The organism is Collinsella sp. TF07-1 (assembly GCF_003437235.1).
Taxonomy (GTDB): domain Bacteria; phylum Actinomycetota; class Coriobacteriia; order Coriobacteriales; family Coriobacteriaceae; genus Collinsella.
Map to the genome: position 1 here is coordinate 31459 of NZ_QSRV01000011.1, position 22434 is coordinate 53892.

20 protein-coding genes are annotated in these 22434 nt (G+C 61.8%); 9 read left to right on the forward strand and 11 right to left on the reverse strand.

Annotated elements, in window-relative coordinates; translation table 11 throughout:
- Nucleotides 1-176 precede the first annotated feature (176 nt).
- A complete protein-coding gene (locus DXC67_RS10820; protein WP_369831364.1) occupies nucleotides 177-254 on the forward strand; it encodes a hypothetical protein in 78 nt (25 codons plus the stop codon).
- Nucleotides 255-558: 304 nt separating this feature from the next.
- Here the strand turns inward: DXC67_RS10820 and DXC67_RS05745 are convergent, their stop codons facing one another.
- From DXC67_RS05745 to DXC67_RS05775, 7 genes are all read right to left on the reverse strand, one after another.
- Complete coding sequence (locus DXC67_RS05745) at nucleotides 559-1452, reverse strand: aldose 1-epimerase family protein (protein ID WP_117637678.1); 894 nt, start codon at nucleotides 1450-1452, stop codon at nucleotides 559-561.
- A gap of 79 nt (nucleotides 1453-1531) precedes the next feature.
- Complete coding sequence (locus tag DXC67_RS05750; protein ID WP_117637679.1) at nucleotides 1532-2401, reverse strand: hypothetical protein; 870 nt, start codon at nucleotides 2399-2401, stop codon at nucleotides 1532-1534.
- Between the two features lie 195 nt (nucleotides 2402-2596).
- Complete coding sequence (locus DXC67_RS05755) at nucleotides 2597-3481, reverse strand: MerR family transcriptional regulator (RefSeq protein ID WP_233503178.1); 885 nt, start codon at nucleotides 3479-3481, stop codon at nucleotides 2597-2599.
- Between the two features lie 62 nt (nucleotides 3482-3543).
- Nucleotides 3544-4137, reverse strand: coding sequence for a UbiX family flavin prenyltransferase (locus tag DXC67_RS05760; protein WP_117637681.1), 594 nt, complete (start codon nucleotides 4135-4137; stop codon nucleotides 3544-3546).
- A 33-nt stretch (nucleotides 4138-4170) separates the two neighbouring features.
- Nucleotides 4171-5658: a UbiD family decarboxylase gene (locus DXC67_RS05765; RefSeq protein WP_117637682.1), complete on the reverse strand. Its 1488-nt coding sequence runs from the start codon at nucleotides 5656-5658 to the stop codon at nucleotides 4171-4173.
- Between the two features lie 97 nt (nucleotides 5659-5755).
- Complete coding sequence (locus DXC67_RS05770; protein ID WP_199410640.1) at nucleotides 5756-7213, reverse strand: SLC13 family permease; 1458 nt, start codon at nucleotides 7211-7213, stop codon at nucleotides 5756-5758.
- Between the two features lie 242 nt (nucleotides 7214-7455).
- Entirely contained in the window at nucleotides 7456-8403 is a 948-nt protein-coding gene (locus DXC67_RS05775; protein WP_117637683.1) for an isopentenyl-diphosphate delta-isomerase, read from the reverse strand.
- 161 nt (nucleotides 8404-8564) lie between these two features.
- Here DXC67_RS05775 and DXC67_RS05780 point away from each other — a divergent pair, with 161 nt between their 5' ends.
- Nucleotides 8565-9800: an MFS transporter gene (locus DXC67_RS05780; RefSeq protein WP_233503179.1), complete on the forward strand. Its 1236-nt coding sequence runs from the start codon at nucleotides 8565-8567 to the stop codon at nucleotides 9798-9800.
- A 57-nt stretch (nucleotides 9801-9857) separates the two neighbouring features.
- Nucleotides 9858-10304, forward strand: a complete 447-nt coding sequence (locus DXC67_RS05785; protein WP_199410642.1) for a low molecular weight protein-tyrosine-phosphatase — start codon at nucleotides 9858-9860, stop codon at nucleotides 10302-10304.
- 172 nt (nucleotides 10305-10476) lie between these two features.
- On the opposite strand, the gene DXC67_RS05790 is transcribed toward DXC67_RS05785, so the two are convergent.
- The 3 genes from DXC67_RS05790 to DXC67_RS05800 form a co-directional block, all read right to left on the reverse strand.
- Nucleotides 10477-11838 carry an ATP-binding protein gene (locus tag DXC67_RS05790; protein WP_117637685.1) on the reverse strand — a complete coding sequence of 454 codons (1362 nt, stop codon included), beginning with the start codon at nucleotides 11836-11838 and terminating at the stop codon, nucleotides 10477-10479.
- A 178-nt stretch (nucleotides 11839-12016) separates the two neighbouring features.
- Nucleotides 12017-12346, reverse strand: a complete 330-nt coding sequence (locus DXC67_RS05795) for a TIGR04076 family protein (protein WP_197032192.1) — start codon at nucleotides 12344-12346, stop codon at nucleotides 12017-12019.
- A complete protein-coding gene (locus tag DXC67_RS05800) occupies nucleotides 12339-13163 on the reverse strand; it encodes a PfkB family carbohydrate kinase (protein ID WP_117637686.1) in 825 nt (274 codons plus the stop codon). The genes DXC67_RS05795 and DXC67_RS05800 overlap by 8 nt, the downstream gene beginning before the upstream one ends.
- A 299-nt stretch (nucleotides 13164-13462) precedes the next feature.
- Here DXC67_RS05800 and DXC67_RS05805 point away from each other — a divergent pair, with 299 nt between their 5' ends.
- Genes DXC67_RS05805 through DXC67_RS05815 form a run of 3 tightly spaced genes read left to right on the forward strand, consistent with a single transcriptional unit; the run spans nucleotide 13463 to nucleotide 17688 of the window.
- Nucleotides 13463-13969, forward strand: coding sequence for a MarR family winged helix-turn-helix transcriptional regulator (locus tag DXC67_RS05805; protein ID WP_117637687.1), 507 nt, complete (start codon nucleotides 13463-13465; stop codon nucleotides 13967-13969).
- Nucleotides 13962-15776 (forward strand): ABC transporter ATP-binding protein, encoded by a 1815-nt coding sequence (locus DXC67_RS05810; RefSeq protein WP_117637688.1) that lies wholly within the window; start codon nucleotides 13962-13964, stop codon nucleotides 15774-15776. Before DXC67_RS05805 ends, DXC67_RS05810 begins: the two co-directional genes overlap by 8 nt.
- Nucleotides 15769-17688: an ABC transporter ATP-binding protein gene (locus DXC67_RS05815; protein WP_117637689.1), complete on the forward strand. Its 1920-nt coding sequence runs from the start codon at nucleotides 15769-15771 to the stop codon at nucleotides 17686-17688. The genes DXC67_RS05810 and DXC67_RS05815 overlap by 8 nt, the downstream gene beginning before the upstream one ends.
- A 203-nt stretch (nucleotides 17689-17891) precedes the next feature.
- Here DXC67_RS05815 and DXC67_RS05820 read toward each other — a convergent pair whose 3' ends face one another.
- Entirely contained in the window at nucleotides 17892-18770 is an 879-nt protein-coding gene (locus DXC67_RS05820; protein WP_117637690.1) for a LysR family transcriptional regulator, read from the reverse strand.
- 233 nt (nucleotides 18771-19003) lie between these two features.
- Here DXC67_RS05820 and DXC67_RS05825 point away from each other — a divergent pair, with 233 nt between their 5' ends.
- From DXC67_RS05825 to DXC67_RS05835, 3 genes are all read left to right on the forward strand, one after another.
- On the forward strand, nucleotides 19004-19885 hold the full coding sequence (locus tag DXC67_RS05825; RefSeq protein WP_117637691.1) for an SDR family NAD(P)-dependent oxidoreductase: 882 nt from the start codon (nucleotides 19004-19006) through the stop codon (nucleotides 19883-19885).
- A gap of 66 nt (nucleotides 19886-19951) precedes the next feature.
- Complete coding sequence (locus DXC67_RS05830) at nucleotides 19952-21208, forward strand: MFS transporter (RefSeq protein ID WP_117637692.1); 1257 nt, start codon at nucleotides 19952-19954, stop codon at nucleotides 21206-21208.
- Between the two features lie 66 nt (nucleotides 21209-21274).
- Nucleotides 21275-22315 carry a Gfo/Idh/MocA family protein gene (locus tag DXC67_RS05835; protein WP_117637693.1) on the forward strand — a complete coding sequence of 347 codons (1041 nt, stop codon included), beginning with the start codon at nucleotides 21275-21277 and terminating at the stop codon, nucleotides 22313-22315.
- Nucleotides 22316-22434: the final 119 nt, after the last annotated feature.

Consider the following 22434-nt stretch of genomic DNA (forward strand, 5'->3'; position numbering starts at 1 on the left):
CCGAGATAACGCAACCGACCGAGACGACGCCTCCCTCCAACTCGACGCAACCGACCGAGACGACGCAGCCCACCGGCTCGTCCGCGACCAGCAAATACGCTCCATCGAGCTCCACCAAACAAGCAGATACGACCGCCGACAAGCTCGCGAACACGGGCGACACAGCGCCGAGCGCAATCGCACTCGCAGGAATCGCCGCCGCAGGACTCGGAATAACCGCCACGGCCACACGCCGCATCAGGAACTCAAAATAGCTGCCAGCGGTTATTGTCTCCGCCAATCCACAAGCCCATAGACAAAGAGGCCCGTTTCCCCGACCAAAACCAGGGAAACGGGCCTCTTTACTTGTAAAAACAAATGGTAATGCCACCATCTCTTGAACCACGTAGCCATTGATGTCTTGGCGCAGCCAGCGAGCGACATCCAGGGCGAACAAGTTGGCATGAAAAAGGCAAGGCATAGACCTTCTGGTCATGCCTTGCCTTTTGAATGACAAATTGTCGCTCTGGGCGGCGCGCAGCGTCGACCGGTCCGCCGTTCGTCAGAACGGCGGAACCTCTAGAGCAAGGTGGCGCTAAAGCTGCGGACGTCCGTCTCGCCCGGCGCCAGCGTGATGGTGTTGACCTTGTGCTCAAAAACATCGTCCTCGGTGTCCATGGTGGTATGACCGGTCCAGGGCTCGAGCGCCACAAACGGAGCGTCGTTGGCGGCAGACCACACGCCAATGTACTTAAAGCCCTCAAAGTCGATCTTGACGCCGTGGCCCGACTTGCGGCCGCGCAGTGTGAGCGTGGAGCCCGGAGTATCGGTGAACATGATGGCATCGTTATCGAAGCTGCGGTGCGTGATGGGCAGCACGTCCGAGTTATCGGGAGCCTTGTAGCTACCCTCGAACGTCATAAGACCGTCGGGCGTGATGATGGGAGCCTCGTTGGTCCAAGCCTCGGTAAACGCCAACTCGTAATCCTCGAACGCCTCGTCCTCGGCACCGGGGACGGGCACGTTAAATGCGGGGTGGCCGCCCACCGAGAACGGCAGGTCCACGTCGCCGGTGTTGGTGACGGCGAAGGTCTGCGTGAGGGTGGCGTCGCCGGTCAAGGCATAGGTCATGTTGAGCTTAAAGTGGAAGGGGAACGCCTTGAGCGACTCAGGCGTGTCAGTGATCTCGTAGGTAACGGACGAGCCGTCCTCGGAGACCTCGACCAGCTTGTGCTCGACGATGCGCGCGAGGCCGTGGCGCGGCATCTCGCAGGTGCCGGCTGCAGACGTCGCTGTGTTGTTGCGCAGCGAGCCCACAATGGGGAACAGGATGGGCGCATGCTTGCCCCAAAAGGCGGGGTCGCCCTGCCACAGATACTCGTTGCCGTTGAGGGCAAGGCTCGTGAGCTGGGCGCCCATGGAATCGATGGCCGCGGTGAGGCCGCCGCGCTTGATGGTAGTGACGGTGGACATGCTACTTCCTCCAATAGTAAACAACGGTGTCGAGGGCTATTGTCCCACTCTTGACGGCAAGGAGAAGCGACAGGCGCAGTTATTGAGCGATTGCGTAAAGGTCGAACCCGCCCTGCGGCGTACTGTCGACCGTATCGGGCGCCTGCGAGTTAAAGCTCACGGGAACCATGCGCTTTGAGGCGCGGAAGCGCGTTCCGTCGGTGGCGACGGGCGGTTCATCGACGGTGAGCTCGTAGTCACCGGGCTTGAGTTCGATGCCGTCACCAGCGGAATTGACGTATTGATACTCGTCAATCGTCTGCCCTTTGAGCGTGCGCCCCACGATGTGGACGAGCATTTGGCTGTCGCCGCGCGCGGTGTCCCACGTCGCGCCGTCCTTGACCTCGACCGACACATGTACCGAGCGCGTGCGGCCGAGCGATTGCTCGACGGACATCTCGACCTTGGCGGCATCTTTGCGTTGTTGTTCCACATGGCTCCAGACATTTCCGATCGCCGAGCAGGCGATAACGCCGGCCATAAAGGCGATAAGGATGGGGCCGAGCGGCGAGCGACGTCCTGCATCTCCCTCGCGAGCCAGGTCGGGGCGATGCGTGGGCGCGGGCGCCTGGGCACCCTGCGAGGGCACGTCGAGAATACTGAAGGATGCCGTGCTATCGGGGTCGATAGTGTGACGCGGCCGCGGGGTCTTTGCCGGCGAGATGGACATGTCGGCTGGCTCACCCAGTGTGGCCGTGGCATCGGCCTTTGCCTCGTCAGCCTCAGCCTGGGCCCAGGCCTGCTCAAAGGTTAGGGGTTCGGCGGCATCGGAGGCGGCTTCAGGCTCGACACCGGCATCATTGCCGGCCTCGTCCTCGTCGCTCGACACGTCACACGGCGCGGGCTCGTCCCACTCTTCGTCCGGAGCCTCGCCCTCGCTATACCACCATTCAAAGTTATCGATATCCATACGGGGCGCCCCCTTGGCCTCGCAAATAAACACTTGCCAGCCTTATACCCCCAGATGGCACGGCGGCTCGCCGGCACAGACAGGAAAACCGTCACAACATTCGACGCTTTTCCTCGTTTTCGAGATTTTCGCCGAATGTTGTGACGGTTTAGGCAGCAGCCACACCACAAATGCGACGAAGGAGCAGTCCCCTTGTCACATCTGGAGGGCGACGGGGATTTGGATGCAGCAGAAGTCCTCTTGGTGGGACTCGTCGTAGCTCGTGGTATCGAGGTAGCAAAAGTCGAAGGCGTTGCCGATGGGCTGGAGCGCGTGCTCGTCCATGCAGGCCACGATGGCGCGGATGCCTTCGGGCTCGTACGGCATGCCCCAGCGGCTCATGCACAGGTATGTGCCCTCGGGCAGCACTTCGATGCCGATCTCTGCCAGCTCGGCAGCGTCGCTCGGCAGCAGCTCCTCGGCACCGCGCGGCAGTACGGCAAAGGAGCCGGCACCGGCGATGGGATCGTCGGAATGCAGCGCCTCGCGACGCAGCATGGCGCCCCAACCGCGCATGGGGCGCGTGCCCGTCAGCGTGCGCATGCGCAGGATTGCCCGCATGAGCGTGGGGTGAAGCATCGAGCGACCGCGCTCGATATCGCCCGGAAACTCCTCAAAGACCACGTAGCGGCGCTCGAATTGCTTGAGTTCCGGACTGCCCTCGCGCTCGCGCCAGTAGACTGCCTCGTCGTAAAAGCTCAGGCGTTCCTGCACACTCGCGCGCTCAGCCTTGAGCCCGGCAATCTGCTTGTCGAGCGCCTGCACCCGCGAGCGCAGGTGATCGGTCATCTCGCCAATGTCGAACGTCGAGGTCAGGCGGTCAATCTCGTCGAGTTCGAGCCCCAGGTCGCGCAGCATGCAGATCAGACGCATGAGCGGGATCTGCGTAGGCGAATAGAAACGGTAGCCCTTTTCGTTCACCACGGCGGGCTTAAACAGGCCGATCTTGTCGTAGTAGATGAGCGTTTGGCGCGAAACGTTAAACAAGCTCGCCATCTCGCTAATCGCATACATGCCCGTCTGCATAAGTCCTCCCGACACATCCTTTTAGCGCACAAAGCCCGCCGCCCACAGGGGCAGCGGGCTCAAACACTACTCGTATCCTACCCTAAAGACGCCCATGACCAGCGCTTATAGTTTGCGCATGACACGCCGACGGCCTCGAGCGCCTTGGCGGCGATGTGATGCACCGCGTCGTCGAGCGTGGCGGGGCCGTTGTAAAACGTGAGCATGGGCGGCATGAGCATGACGCCCGGTACGCGCGCCAGGCGCGCCATGTTGTCGACGTGAATGGCGCTGAAGGGCGTCTCGCGCACCATGAGCACCAGGCGGCGCTGCTCTTTCATCTGCACGTCGGCCGCGCGCAACAACAGGTTTTCGCTGTAGCCGCTCGCAATGCCGGCGAGCGTCTTCATGGAGCAGGGGGCCACGATCATACCGTCGACCGGATAGGTGCCGCTTGCGATGGCGGCGCCGATGTTCTTGTTGTCGTAGACCACATCGGCGTGCGCGACAAACTCGTCGAGCGTCATGCCGAGCTCCTGCTCGATGGTGATCTCTCCCCCGCGCGTGACGACAAGCGCCGACTCGGCGCCGGCCTGGCGCAGGCATTTGAGGCACTCAAGGCCCAGCGCGGCACCGCTGGCGCCCGAAACGCCAACGACGATGCGACGGGGACGGACAGAAGACTCAGGCATGACAACTCCTTAACTACTTGGTAGGGCTACTTACTAGAAAGCAATCTCCTTGGCCCACTTGTCCTTGTCGATCTCCATGAACTGCGAGCGAATGAAATTCTTCTTGAGGTCGAACGGGACCGTGCAGTCGAAGATGGCCTTGCAGGCGATGCCGTGCTCGCGGATCGTGGGGTCGAACGCGGGGTCGTTGGACGGATCGAGCACGTGGCAGTGGCAACCGGGGATGGTGATGAGGTCCACGTCGGCCTGGAAGCGCGTGGTCATGGCCCACATCACGTCGCTCATATCAAAGATGTCGACATCCTCGTCAACCAAGATCACATGCTTGAGCTCGGAGAATGCCGAGAAGGCGAGCATGGCGGCGTTGCGCTGACGGCCCTCGTCATTTTTGCTCGACTTCTTAAACTGCATGATGGCAACGAACTTGCCGCCGCCGCAGGGTGCAGCGTGGACGTTGAGCAGGCGGCCCGGGATAGCGGTCTCGACCATCTTGTAGATGGAAGCCTCGGTGGGGATACCGGCCATGGACACGTGCTCGTGCGAAGGGCCGATGCAGCTCTCCATAATGGGGTTGACACGCGTGGTGACGGCGGTGATCTTGATCACCGGACAGACCTTGGCGCCGCCGGTGTAGCCGGGGAACTCGGGCATGGCGTAGCCGTGGCCGTTGACGTCCTCGTTGATGGTCTCGTCGTGCATGAGGTAGCCCTCGAGCACGTACTCGGCATTGGCGATGCACTTCTGCGGAACGGTGACGCAGTCGGCAAGCTCGACGGCGTGGCCGCGCAGGGCGCCGGCGATCTGCAGCTCGTTGAAGCCGAGCGGCGTGGTGGGAGCCTCGAAGCCGCAGCACATGTACACAGCGGGGTCCAGGCCGATGGAGATGGAAATGGGCATGTCCTCGCCGCGCTGGCAGTACTCGTCAAAGAACGCGCCCAGGTGACGGCTGCCGGGGGTAATCCACATGGCGAGCTTGTCCTTGTCGACGCAGGAGAAGCGGTGGATGGTCACGTCGGACTGGGAGCCGTCGGGGCTCGTGCCATAGGCGAGACCCATGGTGATGTAGGGGCCGCCGTCGACGGGCGTGTTGGTGGGAGCGGGAACGATCTTGCGCAGGTCAAAGCCCTCGTCGCTCGCCTTGTACACGACCTCCTGGCAGTCGACGTGCGCACCCTCGGCGATCTGCTCGGGCGCGATCAGGTTCTCGAAGCGCTTGCCGATCTCGAGGCCCAGGTGCTCCTCGTCCAGGTCGAGCAGGGCGGCAACGCGCTTGCGGCTGGCAAGCATGCCGATGCAGACCTTGGCATCGTCAAAGCCCTTGACGTTGTTGAAGACCATCGCCGGACCCTCTTTGGTCGGACGCATAACGGTGCCGCCGGCACCGACGTGGCGATAGACGCCCGAGACCTCGGCGTCCGGGTCGACCTGGGTGTCGGTCTCGAGCAGCTGGCCCGGCATCTCGCGCAAAAAGTCGAGTGCGGAGCGCAGGTCGTGGATCTGGGAAGCATCGGTAGTGGACATAGCATGCTCCTTTCGGGAGAGTGCCCGGCGGCGGGGATGCCGCCGGGCTGGGTAACGTAGTGGGGCCGCGGCGCTCATAGATGAGGCGCTCGACCGTTTACATCAGGCCAAAGAGGTGGAACCAGGCGGCCTCGACCAGCACGACGACAAAGACGACCGCGGTGAGGGGAATGCCCATGCGCATGGCCTCTTTGGAGGTGTAGCCGCCGGCGTCCTTGCCCTCGCCGATAAGGATCGGCAGGTTGTGGAACGGCAGGATGTAGTGGATGTTGATGGACGTGAAGACGATGAGCGCCACGGCGAGCGGGCTCACGCTGGAGCCGGCCGCGAAGCTGATGAACGCCGGCACGCACACGCCGAGCACGGCCATGACCGAGCCCATGAACATGTGGATGACCATGGAGAGCGCGGCGACAAGCAGGGCGAACAGGAAGATGTTCTCGGGCACGGAGCTGGGGAGTACGACGTCGGCGATCCAGGCGTTCATGCCGGTGGCGCCGCCCACGGAACCCACGGGCAAGGCGGCCGTCAGGAACATGAGGGACTTGATGTCGACAGCGTTCCAGCTGGCAGGAGTGAGGACCTCGCCGATGATGGGCATGGCGAGTGCGACGCCAATGGCCAGGGTGACCCAGCCGATATAGTCGCCCGAGACGGTGAGCCACAGCGCGATGGCGATGACAAGCCACACGATGGTGCGGATCTCCTTGACGGAGAGCTTGCCGAGCGCGGCCTGCTTGGCCACGATCTGCTCGCGATCGTAGACGAGCTCCTTGCTGGGCTTAAAGAGGAAGAGGCCCAAGAACAGGGTGCACAGCAGCGCGACCAGCATAGGCACGCTCATGTACAGGAACCAGTCGACAAAGGACGGGCTCATGCCGCCGGCCTCGGCGCTGTACTGCGCGACAAGCGGGTTGAGCGTGGAGTCGCCCGTCAGGAAGAACATGGAGCCCGGGGCAGCAGCGGCAAACACGAGGAAGCCGAGCTTGCCGCGGTCGTCGTCACCGTAGCCGGCGGACTCGGCAATGACCGAGACGACGGCGAGAATGAGGAAGGCGCGGGGGAACGGATGCGGGATCAGCAGCGACAGCACAAAGGTGAGCGCGAAGATTGAGATGATAAGCGACTTGGCATCGCGCACGAACTTGAGCATAAACGCATAGGCGATGCGCTCGCCCAGGCCCGACTCCTTGACCGCGCTGGCGATGAGGTAGGCGCCGATGACGAGCCACATGGTGGCTTTGGTCCACGAGCTAAACGTGGAGGCGACCGTCGCCGAGATGCTCGCGGCACCCGTGTCGTCCACGCACACCTTGAACAGAACGAGCAACGCGCAATAGAGCAGGCCCACAAAGCCCGGCTGTGCCACGCCACACGTCCAGAACACCACCGTGGCGAGCGTCAACGCCAGACAGGTCTGACCGCCGACCGTAAGCTCGACCGTCGAGCTCAGCTCCGCCAAAGGAAGAAACTTCACCAGCAAAAAGACAACGATACCCAGCACAAAGCCAATTTCGCGCTTGGTGATCTTAAACGCCTTCTTTTCCGCTTCCATCTCCCCACCTTTCTTGTTGGGGGCGCTCCGGATTCGCGGCCACGTTGCCACTTAAAAAGGGGCGCCCGTTATCGGACACCCCTTACGTTGCGCTGTGTTGTGGCAATACAGTCAAGCGGGATTTTTGGATGAGAAGCGATCCTCTGGACAAAAAGCGTCACAACATTCGACGCTTTTCCTCGTTTTCGAGATTTTCATCAAATGTTGTGACGGTTTGGATGTGGCAAAGGGACTGTCTTTTTTCACATAGCGAGGGCTGCGCGGATGGAGGGGACCTCCAGGGCCTCGCGGAGCCAGGGTGCCAGCTGCTCGGGGCGACCCTGCAGGTAGCCGCCGAGCTCGGATGGGGTCACGCGTCGTACCTCCGAGATCTCCTCTTGGTTGATGTGCAGCTCGCCCGGCTCAACATGGGCTGCGAACACCTCGCACCACTCGCACTCGCAGCGGCCGTCGCCGTGGTCCTCGCGGTACACCACGCGTCCGAGGTACTTGAGCTGATCGGGATCGCGCGTGATGCCGAGCTCTTCGTTGATGCGGCGCGCCGTCGCGGCGACAACGTCCTCCCCGGGGAGCGGATGGCCGGCACAGCTATCGGCCAGCACCCCGCCCCACAGGCGTTTGAGCGGACTGCGACGACAGAGCAGCAGGCGTGCGTCTTCGCCCTGGCCCTCGACCAGAAGCGTCAGAAATGCCTGATGCAGAATGCCCTCACCGGCATGGGCATCGATGCGGTCGACGGGGCCAAGCGTCTCGCCGGTCGCGGCATTGACCGCCACGACCTCGGCGCCCGCGCCGCCCTCATCCCAGCCGGCGCGCAGAATGCGGGCTGCGGCCTCCTCGAGCGCGGCGATGAGCTCCTTGGTGGTGTCGAGCACGCGCTGCAGGTCGCCCCCGCTCGCCTGTTCAACATGAAAGCCCGTGCTCGCAACGACCGGCACGCCAAAGCGCGTGGCCAGCGCCGCCGCGATATCGTGCGCCGGAATTTCGTCTCGATGGCACGGAACAGCCAGGATGCTCACTGTCGCCGTGCGGCCGGGCTCGGGACGCGGAATGGCCTGCGCCGTGGCGCCCAGGTGCGCGAACTCCGGCGAGCAGGCGTACACCGCCATGCCTCGCGGCGTCACCGTCAACTGGGCCTCGAGCGCAAACTTGCCCTCGCCTGCTGCAACCTTTGTCGTGTGCATACCCATGGGATCTCCTGTCGCCCGCAATGTACCTGAGACCATTTTCACCTGTATTGCGACTATACAGGCAAGCACAGCCTGCGACAAAGGGGGCAGGCACCTGGCACATTCTGTTAGAGTTGCAGGGATTGAATCCCGCTTATTCATGCGACATTGGAGTGACAACCTTGACCGCCGCAACCACGTCTAAAAGTAAGTCAACCGCCGCCGCGCTCTCCCCCGCGCGCACCAAGCTCTGCCTGGCGCTGCTCGTGCTGTTGGGATTCTCGCTCGGCTGCTCAGAGTTCGTGGTCATCGGCATCGAAAGCGACTTGGCAACGGAACTCGGCGTATCACTTGCCACTGCGGGCCAGCTCATCAGCGTGTTCGCGCTCGTCTACGCCATCGCCACGCCGGTGCTTGCGCTCAGCACGGGGCGATTCCGCCGCTACCAGTTGCTCGTGTACTACAGCATCGTCTTTGTGCTCGGCAACCTGGTCATGGCGTTGGCGCCCAACTTCCAGGTGCTCTTTATCTCGCGCATTGTCCTGGGATCCGTCTCGGGCGCGCTGCTCGCCGTGGGCGTGACGTACATCCCCGAGCTGCTGTCCCCGCAGCAAACTTCGCTTGCCATCTCGGTCGTGTACGGCGCGTTTTCCGTGGCGATGGTCTTTGTCACTTCGATCGGCAAGTTCGTGGCCGACACGCTCGATTGGCACGTGGCCATGTACGGTACGCTGACCTTTGCCGTTTTGATCTGCGGAGCGCTCGTGGCGTTTATGCCGCGCGCCGGACAGACCGACGAACCCGCTACCTTCCGCGAGCAGGCGGGTCTGCTACGCGAACCGAGCATCATCACCGGCATGCTTATCTTTTTGTTTGGCGTGGGCTCGGTCTATGTATTCTACGGCTACGTTACGCCTTATCTTGAGCAGGTGCTGGGTATGGGCACTGTTCAGGCGAGCACCACGCTTATGGCCTACGGCGTGTTCTGCCTGATCTCGAACATCCTGGGCGGATGGATCGACGCACGTTTTGGCATGAAGGCACTGCTTGTGACGTTTGTGCTGCAGGCTGCGGCGTTGCTCGGGCTGTTTGCCGTGGGCGGCACCATGCCGCTCGCGCTGGTCTTTGTCTTTAGCTTGGCGCTGCTCATGTACCTGTTCTCAGTCTCGTGCATCACACACTTTATGGACGTGGCACGCAGCCGCCATCCCAAGTCGATGGTACTCGCAAGTTCGGTTGAGCCCATGGCGTTTAACGTCGGCATCTCGTTTGGCACCGCAATGGGCGGCGCCGTGGTAAGTGGAGTTGGCATTTCCTACGTAGGCGCCGTGGGCGCTGCGTTCTCGCTTGTAGCCTGGGCACTCACACTGGTGACGATTAAGTTGGCTCGCTGGGAGCGCAAGCGGGCGAGAGCGTAGGCTTAGGCTTAGCTGCGATACTCGAGTTCGATGATGGCGATCGAAAGGAAACCGCATATGCAACGTGTACTGTTTATCTGCCATGGGAACATCTGCCGCTCGACGATGGCTGAGTCGGTGTTTACCGAGCTCGTGCGCCGCGCCGGGCGCGAGGGCGAGTTTGTCATTGATTCCGCTGCGACCTCGGCCGAGGAGATCGGCAACCCGCCGCACCACGGTACCGTTGCCAAGCTACGCGAGGTCGGAATTCCCGTCGTCGCACATCGCGCACGTCAGGTGCGTCGCGCGGAGTATGGCGACTGGGATCGCATTGTCTATATGGATGCTGAGAACGCGCGCGGCCTGCGTCGCATCTTTGGCGACGACCCCGACGGCAAGATTACGCGCTTGCTCGATTGGACCGATCGCGCCGGCGACGTGGCCGATCCCTGGTACACCGGCAACTTCGATGCCACCTACCGCGACGTGCTCGCCGGCTGCACCGCTATGCTCGAGCAGCTGTAGGTTCGCGGACGCACGAACCTCGCGAGCCGCGTCATCGGCATACAGATCGAGCGTGGATTTTCTCCCACTTTGAGCATTCAAGTGCGCTCTAGACGGGAGAAAATCCACGCTCATTATCTCGGATAGCGGATGCGACAAAGGCACTATCCCTTTGTCGCATCGGGGACTGTCCCTAGACCGGCTTGACCTCCAGCTTTATCCCCTCGGCACAGGAGTCACCCAAAACATCCGAAAGGGCCCAGGTCGCATATAGCGGCAAATAAAGAACAGCTCCGCTGCGTTCAACGTTGCCTCTCGAGAAAACGATCCCGAGCCTTACGCCATATTCGGCCGTATCAAGCACATGACCGAGCGCGGCGTGCGCGTGGTAATAGGAACCCGATTTAACCTCGATCGGAACAGCCGTTCCATCCGGTCCGTCGACCACAAAGTCCACTTCGCCGCGCTTCTTTGTCTGATAGTAGTAAAGCTGGCGATTTTGGGCAGTCAGCTGCTGGGCCACCACGTTTTCGTAAATACCGCCCAGATTGGGTTCCTTGCTATCAAGATACGCCGCCTGGGCGACGCCAACGGGGTAGCGCGCCATCAACATGCCCGTATCCGATTGGTATAGCTTGAACTGCGATGACCGTGCCGTCTTGAGCAGGGGCGATTTTGGCTCGGTTACGATATCGGCCTTGAGAGCAACGCCGGCATCGACGAGCCAGACAAAATCTCGCTGGTACTTGTCGTAATGCGCCTTGGGGTCAATGGAATTGAGCACGAAGCGTTTGTTTTCGCCCTCGAGCATAATAGGGAGCTGATCGTAAATGCTCTGCACCTGAAGGGCTCGCCCGCTTGCATACTTGGAGATATCCCGCCGGTACTGTTCGTTGAGCTCTGACTGTAGCTGACGAACAGAGGCAAGGTCGCCCCGCGTGTCAAGAAAGCGCTGCACGACCTCCGGCATTCCGCCGACAACGGTATAGGTCCTGAAGTTTGCCATCATCGCGTCATGAATGTAATCAGGAATGGGCTTCTCGCTGATACACGCGTCGCGTATCGTTTGGCGAGCTCCCTCGCTCACCCCGATCGCCCAGCAAAACTCCTCAAAATCGAGCGGGAACATCCTAAGCTCGTGAACATATCCCACGGGATAGGACCTAACGCCCTTGAACTGAGTCCCGAGCATTGACCCCGAAAACGCCCAGCGGCACCTCCCGTCCTCAACAAGGAACTTTGCCATCGTCATGATGTCGGGGGCCTCTTGGACCTCATCGATAAACACGAGCGTTTTGCCCGGTGCTATCGGCTTTCCCGAGAGAAGCGTCACCCTGCTGATGAAATCGTCGGCATCCCGTGCCTCGAGAAGAGCATCTTTTGCCTGACGATTTTCCATGAGGTTGAGTTCGATGTAGGTTGCATGCCTGGCTTTGCCAAATGCGCGAATCGAATAACTTTTGCCGATCTGGCGAGAACCCGTAATGAATAAGGCCTTTTGCTCGGCAGACTTCAGCCAACGCTCCAGCTCTGCCGCTATTTTCCTACGCAGCATAGGCTCTCCCCTCAGTGTCATCAAATGAAATGCAAAGTTTATATGCTTGATTATCGATGAAATGCAGAGTTTTTAGAACCTAATATCGGATGAAATGCAGAGATTTAGGATTATAGGCAAAAAAGAAGGGGCACCATCGGCGGATGTGACAAAGGGACCGCTCCTTTGTCACATCCGGCTATTCGTCGACGATCTCGGCAAGCCAAACGTTCAGCGTATCGACCTCGGGGCAGCAGAACTTTGCCGTGCCAGGCTCGTTGCCAGGCACGGTTCCGCCATAGCGCAGGATATCGATATAGGGAAAGCCCACATGGCAGGCCATGGCGCACATCTTGCCGCGGTCTCGGTCAAAGTCAAAAACGTCGCCCGGCTTGTGACCGTGGTGGCAGCGGCACGTCCCCAGCTGGTCCACGCAGCTCACGCGGATACGCGGCCGCTTGCCACGCGGCGCGCCGAGCGGCCTGTTCTCGCCCGCAGGCTTGACGCCGCCCTCGCCAGCATTACTCATGGTCGATCACGTCCAGGCAGGCCTCGATGGGAAGGCCGGCCGACTTGTCCTCTTGGTCGGCATTGCGCTCGATAAGCTCAGCCACCACACGCATGGCATCGGACGTCGCGCGCTGCAGACTCCAACCTGCCATAACGCGGCCGACGAGCACCGCCGAGAACGTGTCGCCCGTGCCCGGGAAATAGACCGGAATGAGCTCAAAGGGAATCGTGAAGTACTCCCCCGCTACATGGTCGTAACCGATAACCGCGTTCGTGCCATTGACCACGGCGCTCGTAATGACCACCGACTTGGCACCCAACTCGCGCACGGCGTCCACAAGGGCGCGGGCCTCATCGGGCGTGATCTGCTCTGCAATAGGCGTATCGGCGAGCAGACAGGCCTCGGTGTAGTTGGGCACCGCGTAGTCTGCGCACTCCAGCAGGTGCCGCATGAGGCCAATCGTGGACTCGGGCACGCCGGCATAGAGCTTGCCGTTGTCACCCATGATGGGATCGACGAACACCTTGGTGCCCTTTTGCGCACGGCGGTGGCAAAAGTCCGAGATGATGCGCGTCTCTTCCTCGGTCACGATAAAGCCGGTCGAGATGGCGTCGAACTCAAAGCCGAGCTCCTCCCAGATAGCGAGGCTTTGGCGCACGTACTCGGTGGTGTCGTAGATGTAGAACTTGGGGTAGTTGAGCGTGTCGGAAACGAGCGCCGTCGGCAAGTTATGGATACGGTAGCCCATGTGCGACAGTACCGGCAGCATGGCGGAAAGCGCGACCTTGCCGTAGCCGCACATATCGTTGATCAGCAGCAGCTGAGTGTTCTTCATGAGGGTCTCCCTTGTTTCGGGCGCGGCGCGCAGCGCCACAGTGCGACTAAGTGTAGCGCAGGGAACGTTGCGAGCGGAGTCGAGCGGTACGAAGGGCAAATTGTTGCGGAAAGGTTTCGAAATTGCTCCGTTTACCTCCGCCCCCCCTACGAATCACCGGTAAATGGCGCAAGGAGTGTCCCCAAGTGCCGCTCGAACATAATAAGTTTGGTACCTTGACATTCATTTCTCATGCTCCTAGATTAGTTAGGCACAAAACAATTCAACTACCTAAATAAAGAAAGGAGCGGCACTAATTCATGTGCGATGAACCTCTTAGCCTTTGTTCGCACGAGCCCGGCGGCGACCCGTCACAGCCGGCGGATGTACCCGAAGCGGTCAGCGCCGAAGACAAACTCGCCAAGCGCATCCTGAGCGGCCTGGGCTTTTGCGGCCATTACATGCATTTTCATGGCGGAGGCGTGTCCGGCAAGGCGCCCATCATCTGCCTGCTGGCCAAGCAACCCGGCGGCGAGATGTCGCAGCAGGAGCTCGGCATGCACTTCGACCTCAAGCCGGGATCGCTTTCCGAGATCCTGTCCAAGCTCGAGCTCAACGGCCTCATCGAGCGCAGCCGTAACCCCAAGGATCGACGGCAGCTCACCATTCGCCTGACCGAAACCGGCCGGGAAAATGCCCGCATCGACCAGGCAGCCCGCATTCGCTTTAGAGAGCAGGCCTTTAGCGCGCTAACCCATGACGAGCGCGAGGACCTCGCCGAAATGCTCGATAAAATCCGCGTAACCTGGGAGGAACTGGATGATTAAAACCCTCATGGGCAGCATCCGCGACTATATGAAAGTCACCGTTGCCACGCCGTTGCTCGTGCTTGGCGAGGTGCTCTGCGAGATGCTGATTCCATTCATCACCGCCAACCTGATCGACGCTATCAAAGACGGCGCCACCGTAGCCGAGATGCTTCCCACCGCAGGCTTTTTGGTGCTCATCGCGCTGACGTCGCTTGCTTTTGGCGCCGCGGCCGGCGTCACCTGCAGCCATGCGAGCTGCGGGTTCGCCAAGAACCTGCGTCACGACCTGTTCTACAAGATCCAGACGTTCAGCTTTGCCAACATCGATGAGTTCTCGAGTTCCTCACTCGTCACGCGTCTGACCACCGACATCAACAACGTTCAGCAGGCCTTTATGATGATCATCCGTATCGCCGTGCGCGCGCCGCTGGTCTTGATCTTCGCCTTTACCATGGCATTTATCATGGGCGGCAGCGTCGCCATGGTCTACCTGGTCATCATTCCGCTGCTGGGCTTTGGACTGTTCTTTATCATCTTTAAGGTGCGCCCCATCTTCTCGCGCGTGTTCCACAAGTACGATGCCCTTAACGAGTCCGTCGAGGAAAACGTCACCGGCATGCGCGTGGTCAAGAGCTATGTGCGCGAAGACTTTGAGAAGGAGAAGTTCGCGACCGCCGCGCGCGACGTCCAGATGGACTTCACCCGCGCCGAGAAGCTGCTCGCCTTTAACAACCCCATGATGAACATCTGCGTCAACGGCGCGTTTGTCGTCATCATCTACCTGGGCTCCAAGCTCATCATCACGAGCCAGGGCACGCTGTTCGACGTGGGCCAGCTCTCCTCGACCTTTACCTATGGTTTCCAGATTCTCATGAGCCTGATGCAGCTGTCGATGATCTTTGTCATGGTGACCATGGCCGACGAATCGGCACACCGCATTGCCGAGGTGCTGGCCGCCGAGCCCACGATCGCCGATCCCGCCGAGCCCGTGCTCGAGGTTGCCGACGGTTCCATCGACTTTGACCACGTGAGCTTTAAGTATTCCAAGCATGCGAAGCGCCAGGCGCTCGACGATATCGACCTGCACATTACGAGCGGCGAGACCATCGGCATCATCGGCGGCACCGGCTCGGCCAAGTCCACGCTCGTTAACCTCATCGCCCGCCTGTACGACACCACCGAAGGCGCTGTGCGCGTGGGCGGCGTGGACGTGCGCGACTACGACCTGGACGCGCTGCGTCACCAGGTCGCCATGGTGCTGCAGAAAAACGTGCTGTTTAGCGGCACCATCGCCGAGAACCTGCGTTGGGGCGACCCGAACGCCACCGACGAGGAAGTCCGCGAGGCAGCGCATCTGGCCTGTGCCGACGAGTTTGTCGACGGTTTCCCCAAGGGCTACGACACCTGGATCGAACAGGGCGGCTCTAATGTTTCGGGCGGTCAGAAGCAGCGCCTGTGCATTGCACGCGCCCTGCTGCGTCGCCCCAAGATCTTGATCCTGGACGACTCCACCAGCGCCGTCGACACCAAGACCGACGCCAAGATCCGCGCAGGGCTGGCAAGCTATCTTCCCAACACGACCAAGCTCATCATCGCCCAGCGCATCAGCTCCGTGCAGGACGCAGACCGCATCATCGTCATGGAGGGCGGCCGTATCGCGCAGATCGGCAACCATGACGAGCTACTCAAGACGAGCGAGATCTACCGCGAGACCTTTACCTCGCAAAACAAGATGTCTGCCGAGGGCGAAGGGGCCGTCGAGGCCGACACCGAGGCATCCGCAACGCAAGCTCAGACCCAGGAAGGAGGCGAGGCACATGAGTAAGGCAACGACCGCCGAGCGCGCACTCAACCGTAAGGGCGGCACCATGTCGCGCCTCATCAAGACGCTCTTTGGCTTCTATCCCGTGCTTTTGCCCCTTGTCGTCGCCGGCGTGGTGCTCTGCGCCATCATCAACTCCATCGGCGCGACCTTCCTGCAGAGCGCCCTGCAGATTATTAGCGAATCGTGGCAGTCGGGCGATTGGGAAGCCGCACGGCCCAAGATTCTGCAGCTCGTGACCACCCTCGCCTGCATCTACGGCGTCGGCGTCCTGTCCTCGCTCTTCTGGAACCGCGCCATGGCTATCGTCACGCAGGGCTCGCTGGAGAAGCTGCGCGAGATGATGTTCAACCGCATGCAGGACCTGCCGATCCGCTACTTCGACACGCACCAGCGCGGCGATATCATGAGCCACTACACCAACGACATCGATACGCTGCGCCAGATGATCAGTCAGTCGCTGCCCAACCTGCTCATGACGATCATCATCATCGTCACGGTGTTCTTTATCATGCTGTACTACAGCGTGTGGATGTGCCTGGTCATCATCGCCGGCGTCGCCTTTATGACCTTTATGACCAAGCTGCTCGGCTCCAACTCCGCGCGCTTCTTTATTGCGCAGCAAACCGAGCTCGGCGTGGTCGAGGGTCATATCGAGGAAGTCATGAACGGCCAGAAGGTCGTCAAGGCATTCTGCCACGAGTCTGCCGCCGAGGCCGATTTTGACGAGCGCAACGAAAAGCTCTTCGAGGTCTCGCAGAAGGCCAACATGTACGCCAACATCCTCATGCCCATCCTTATGAACCTGGGCAACCTGCTCTACGTGCTGGTCGCACTGGCGGGCGGCATTTTCCTAGCGCTGGGCGTGCCCAACCTGAGCATCTCGGGCATGGCGCTGTCCATCGCCGTCGTGGTGCCGTTCCTCAACATGACCAAGCAGTTCTGCGGACAGATCGGTCAGATCTCGCAGCAGATCAACGCCGTGGTCATGGGCCTCGCCGGCGCCGACCGTATCTTTGAACTCATCGACGAGAAGCCCGAGGCCGACGAAGGCTACGTGACGCTCGTCAACGCGCAGGTAAACCCCGAGACTTGGGAGTTCGAGGAGGCTGACCACCACACCGGCATGTGGGCATGGAAACATCCGCACCGCGCAACCGGCGAGATCGAGTACGTACCGCTGCGCGGCGACCTGGTCATGGATAACGTCGACTTTGGTTACACGCCCGACCACGAGGTGCTGCACGGCGCGTCCGTGTTTGCCAAGCCGGGCCAGAAGGTCGCGTTTGTCGGCGCCACCGGTGCCGGTAAGACGACCATCACCAACCTCATCAACCGCTTCTACGACATTGCCGACGGCAAGATCCGCTACGACGGCATCAACGTCAATAAGATCCGCAAGGCCGATCTGCGCCGCTCGCTGGGCGTCGTGCTGCAGGACGTGAACCTGTTCACCGGCACCGTGATGGATAACATCCGCTACGGCAACCTGGATGCCACCGACGAGGAGTGCATCGCGGCGGCCAAGCTCGCCGGCGCGGACGACTTTATCACCCGCCTGCCTGACGGCTATGACACCATGCTCACCGGCAACGGCGCCCAGCTGTCGCAGGGCCAGCGCCAGCTGATCTCGATCGCCCGCGCCGCCGTCGCCGATCCGCCGGCGATGATCCTGGACGAGGCCACGAGCTCCATCGACACCCGCACCGAGGCCATCGTACAGGCGGGCATGGACAAGCTCATGGAGGGCCGCACGACGTTTGTCATCGCACACCGCCTGTCCACCGTGCGCAACTCCGACGCGATCATCTGTCTGGATCACGGCCGCATCATCGAGCGCGGCAACCACGACGAGCTGATCGCCAAGCGCGGGTATTACTACCAGCTGTACACGGGAGCGTTTGAGCTGGAGTAGGAACGGTTACTGACGGAGGGTTCCCCGGGGCGTCGGGGTAATTCCTCCGTGCTCAAACATTCTCGCTTCGCTGCGAAACTGCGCGCGGAGGAAATACCCCGCCGCCCCGGGGCACCCTCCTGCGCGCAATCAGCCCGTTGTTTAAAACGGAATAAAGGTTAGTGAGGCCCTGGCCGTTTGGCCAGGGCCTCGTTTTGTGTAAGCTACTTGAGGAGTTGGGCCATGGCGTTGACAAATTTTTGTACTTGGAGGGTTGGCTCGAGCGGGTAGTGTAGAAAGACCGGCACCTCGCGGCCGCATAGAAACGGCACGCCCACAAAGGCCGGATGCACCCCCGACCATGCGCCGCAGGTGAGCACCGCGTCGCCCTTTTCCTCGGCCTCGTTAAAGAGCGCAAAGTCGAAGCTATCCACATCGATCACGTCCACGCCGCCATCGGCCAACAAGTCGATGCGCAGGCTGTCCATGGCGTCGTTGCCGTGACGGAGCACGCGCAGGCGCATGCCCTCCAGGTCGGCAACCGTGATGCGCGTCTTGCGCGCGAGCCGGCTCGTGCGCGGCACGTCGATATAAAACGGCACGTTGACGATGAGGAGCTTTTGGCAGGCGTCGCCCCAGCGCGGGGTCGAAAAACTCGACTGCACCACATCCACCTCGCGCCCCAGGCTGCGCATAACGGATTCGCGCTCGTCATAGAGATCGCTCACCGGCACAATCTCAAAGCGCAACGACGGCTCCAGCTCGTGCACGTCCGTCCACATCGACAGCGTCTGGCGCCCCGGGCACATCATCGACACGCCCAAGCGCACCGCACCGCCATCGCCCGCCGCGCGCCGGGCACGACGCAGTGCGTCCTCGGACTGGCGCATGATCGAGCGCGCGTCGTCCACCAGTAGCGCACCAGCCGGCGTCACCTTAACGCCCGAGTGCGACCGCTCGAACAGCGTGATGCCGAACTCGGCCTCGAAGCCCGAAACCTGCTTGACGAGTGCCGGCGTCGACACGCGCAGCTTTGCCGCGGCACGCGAGAAGCTTCCCAGCTCCGCGGCGGCCGATATGGCCTCAAGTCGTCGATCGTACACGTCAATCTCCCGTTTCCAGACGTATGCCCATGCGCGGCCGCAGGGGGTTGTTTTGGCAGGTCACACACTCAATTACGGACAAATCGTCTTGTGAGCTATAAACCAGAGGTTTACGCCATTCTAACAAATATGCAATTCACCTGCGCAAATGCAAAGCATACGATAACCAGCGAAAACCACGTGGGTCGATTAATGGGAGCGGCCCACAGGGAGGCACAAGAAGGGAAGTTCCTATGAGCAACTGGCTTAAGCTCGAGGGCGATGTCTGCGCTGTGACCGGCGCGCTCGGCGGCATGGGCGTCGAGATCTGCCGCGAGTTCGCCCGCAACGGCGCCAACGTTGTCCTGCTCGACCTGGACGAGGAGAAGGTCAAGGCCACAGCTGCCGACCTCGCCGCCGAGTTTGGCATCCACGCCGAGGGCTACAAGATGAACGCCACCGACGAGGCCGAGGTTCAGGCCGCCGTCGATGCCACCATCGCCGACTTCGGCCGCGTCGACGTCCTCGTCAACACCGCCGGCATCCTGCGCTTCGCAGCCATGGAAGACCTGCCGCTGAGTGACTGGAACGAGGTCATCAACGTCAACCTCACCGGCTACTTCATCACCTCGCAGCGCTTTGGCCGCGAGATGATCAAGGCTGGCCAGGGTCGCCTGGTGCACATCTCGACCGTTGCCAGCCACTCCCCCGAGACATTCTCGGGCGTGTACAGCTCCACCAAGGCGGGCGTCAACATGATGTCCAAGATGCTGGCCGCCGAGTGGGGCCCCTACGGCGTGCGCTCCAACTGCGTCGAGCCCTGCTTTGTCAAGACCCCCATGTCGGCGAGCTTTTACGCTGACCCCGAAGTCGAGAAGAGTCGCAGCCGCCTGATCGCCACGCGCCGCATCGGCGAGGTCAGCGATATCGCCAACGCCGTCATGTTCCTGGCGTCCAAGCGCTCGGACTTTACCACCGGCGACGCCATCAAGGTCGACGGCGGTTTCTCCAATATGATGGGCGACCTCACCGCTAAGCCCGGCGGCCGTCGCGCCTATGCCGACAACTACCTCAAGAACAAGGGTGTCGAGCTTTGGTCCGACGAGTCCGGCGTCGCAAAGCCGACCGACCAGTAAACCAGCCTGACAGGGAGGCCCCGCGGACGCGTCCGCCCCTCCCCCGTATCGATTAGAAAGAGTCCAATGGCTTCCACCAACTCCAACAAGGGTCGCGCCGTCGTGCTTTCCGCCGCGTGCGTCACCATGTTCTTCATCAGCTCCATCGCGCTGTATTCCGTCGTGAGCAAGAACCTGCTCGCCGTCTATCCCGAGTGGTCCAGCGCTCTTACCTGGGCTTTCCCGGTCTTTCAGACCATCATGGCCGTGACGGGTATCTTCGCCGGTCGCATCTCCGATAAGATCGGCCCCCGCAACGTCGTGATCGCCGCCGCCGTGTGCTACGGCTTGGGCTGGTTCATGTCCGGCACCGTCACCGAGCCGTGGCAGTTCTACCTGTGGTTCTCGCTCGTCGCCGCTGTCGGCAACGGCCTGGGCTACAACCCGGCACTCACCACGGGTCAGAAGTGGTTTATCGACAAGAAGGGCCTCGCCTCCGGCATTACGCTCGCCGCTTCGACCGCCGGCCCCGCCGTGCTGTCCCCGGTGCTCGCCTCACTGCTCATCCCGAGCCTGGGCATCTTTGGCGCCCTCAAGGCACTCGGCGTCATCTTCTTTGTGACGATCGCCGCCTCCGCCCTGTTCCTGAAGGCCCCCGAGGCCGGCTGGCTGCCCGAGGGCTTCGAGGCCCCCAAGGGCGGCGCACATGCCGGCACCTTCGGCGACCTCACCCCGGGCGAGATGGTCAAGACCCCGCGCTTCTGGGTCCTCATCGTCACCTTCGCCTTTGCCGCCACCGCGGGTACCCTGCTCGTGGGCAAGGTTGCCTCCATCGCCGCCGTCCAGCTCTTCGCCGACCCCACGAGCGCCGCAGCCGTCGCCCTCGGCGGTGTGGTGGTCTCCGTCAACACCTGCGCCAACCTGGTTGGCCGCCTGTCCTTTGGTCAGATCATCGACAAGCTCGGCGCCTACAAGTCGCTGCTTATCAGCCTTGTCGTCACCATCGTCGCGCTCGTCATCATGTCGATGAGCTTTACGCAGAGCATGTTCTTTGTGGCACTCGCCCTGCTCGGCTTTAGCTTTGGCGCCCTGCTCGTCATCTACCCGCCGCTCACCGGTGGCGCCTTTGGCACCAGCAACATCGGCGTCAACTACGGCATCATGTTTTTGGGCTACGCCGCTTCTACCTGGATCAGCCAGCCCATCACCGCCGTGCTGTATCACGCCGAGGCCGGCAGCGCCGCCTACCAGCAGTCCTTCTACGGCGCCATCGTGATCGCCGCCATCGCCGTCGTGCTCACCGTCTACATGATGGTCTCCGACAGCAAGAAGAAGTCCGCCTAGTTTTGCTTGACGCGGCAAGGGCCGTCCTCTTGCCGCATTCCAAGCCACCAGTATTAAGGAGTCGAAATGTCTGAGCTCAACCCCGTCCGCATTGCCGTCATCGGCGCCGGCGCCATGGGCCGCAACCACATCCGCTTTGTCACCGAGGAGCCCGAGGCCGAGCTCGTCGCCATCGCCGACGCCTTTGAGGGCGCCCGCGCCACGGCCGAGGCCGCCGGCGTGCCGTTCTTCACCGATCCCGCCCAGATGATGGACGAGGTCAAGCCCGAGGCCGTCATCATCGCCACCCCCAACGACCTGCACCTAGGCGTTGCCCGCGAGGCCATCAAGCGCAACATCGTGCCGTTGGTCGAAAAGCCGATCTCCAACGATCTCGAAGATGCCCAGGCCTTCGCCGCCGAGGCCGAGACCGCCGGCGTGCCCGTGCTCGTGGGTCAGCACCGTCGCCACAACCCCTTCGTCAACAAGGCCAAGGAGATCATCGAGTCCGGCGAGCTGGGCAAGCTCACCGTGTCGAGCTTCCACTACATGATCTATAAGAACGACGAGTACTTCGATGTCGAGTGGCGCCGCAAGAAGGGTGCCGGCCCGATCCTGGTCAACCTGGTGCACGACGTCGACCTGCTCCGCTACCTGCTGGGCGAGCCCGTCGCCGTCCAGGGCATGCAGTCCAGCGCCGCCCGCGGTTTTGAGACCGAGGACTCCGCCGTGGTCAACGTTCGCTTTGCCGACGGAGCGCTCGCGAGCATGACCATCTCCGACGCCACCGCCAGCCCCTGGAACTGGGAGGCGACCGCCCGCGAGGATCCGCAGTACCGCCCCTTCGACGCCGACGCCTACTTCATCGGCGGCACCAAAGGCGCCCTGTCGCTGCCCCGCCTGCACCAGTTCTCCTACGACGGCGCCTCCAACTGGCACAAGCCGCTGCAGATGGAGATTCCGGCCGTCGACCCGGCGCTGCCGCACAAGATGCAGCTCAAGCACTTTGTGAAGGTCGTCCGCCGCGAAGTTGAGCCCGTCGTAACCCCCGCCGATAACGTCAAGACGCTCACGCTTCTCAACGCCGTCAAGGAGGCCGCCGAGACCGGCCAGCTCGTCGAGCTGTAACGCCTTAAGAGCGGCCGCGACAGAAACCCCATGCCGAGCCCCTCGGTCCGCCACAAATAAGCCCCTCTTCTTTGCCCCGCGAGCAGCCTCCTGCCCGCGGGGCTTTCTTTGCAGCCGCG

Coding starts and splice junctions, on each gene's coding strand:
- DXC67_RS05745 (WP_117637678.1), bottom strand. CDS start 1,452: ATGTCCACCGTCACTACCATCAAGCGCGGCGGCCTCACCGCGGCCATC.
- DXC67_RS05750 (WP_117637679.1), bottom strand. CDS start 2,401: ATGGATATCGATAACTTTGAATGGTGGTATAGCGAGGGCGAGGCTCCG.
- DXC67_RS05760 (WP_117637681.1), bottom strand. CDS start 4,137: ATGCCTGAGTCTTCTGTCCGTCCCCGTCGCATCGTCGTTGGCGTTTCG.
- DXC67_RS05765 (WP_117637682.1), bottom strand. CDS start 5,658: ATGTCCACTACCGATGCTTCCCAGATCCACGACCTGCGCTCCGCACTC.
- DXC67_RS05770 (WP_199410640.1), bottom strand. CDS start 7,213: ATGGAAGCGGAAAAGAAGGCGTTTAAGATCACCAAGCGCGAAATTGGC.
- DXC67_RS05775 (WP_117637683.1), bottom strand. CDS start 8,403: ATGGGTATGCACACGACAAAGGTTGCAGCAGGCGAGGGCAAGTTTGCG.
- DXC67_RS05785 (WP_199410642.1), top strand. CDS start 9,858: ATGCAACGTGTACTGTTTATCTGCCATGGGAACATCTGCCGCTCGACG.
- DXC67_RS05790 (WP_117637685.1), bottom strand. CDS start 11,838: ATGCTGCGTAGGAAAATAGCGGCAGAGCTGGAGCGTTGGCTGAAGTCT.
- DXC67_RS05795 (WP_197032192.1), bottom strand. CDS start 12,346: ATGAGTAATGCTGGCGAGGGCGGCGTCAAGCCTGCGGGCGAGAACAGG.
- DXC67_RS05800 (WP_117637686.1), bottom strand. CDS start 13,163: ATGAAGAACACTCAGCTGCTGCTGATCAACGATATGTGCGGCTACGGC.
- DXC67_RS05805 (WP_117637687.1), top strand. CDS start 13,463: ATGTGCGATGAACCTCTTAGCCTTTGTTCGCACGAGCCCGGCGGCGAC.
- DXC67_RS05810 (WP_117637688.1), top strand. CDS start 13,962: ATGATTAAAACCCTCATGGGCAGCATCCGCGACTATATGAAAGTCACC.
- DXC67_RS05815 (WP_117637689.1), top strand. CDS start 15,769: ATGAGTAAGGCAACGACCGCCGAGCGCGCACTCAACCGTAAGGGCGGC.
- DXC67_RS05825 (WP_117637691.1), top strand. CDS start 19,004: ATGAGCAACTGGCTTAAGCTCGAGGGCGATGTCTGCGCTGTGACCGGC.
- DXC67_RS05830 (WP_117637692.1), top strand. CDS start 19,952: ATGGCTTCCACCAACTCCAACAAGGGTCGCGCCGTCGTGCTTTCCGCC.
- DXC67_RS05835 (WP_117637693.1), top strand. CDS start 21,275: ATGTCTGAGCTCAACCCCGTCCGCATTGCCGTCATCGGCGCCGGCGCC.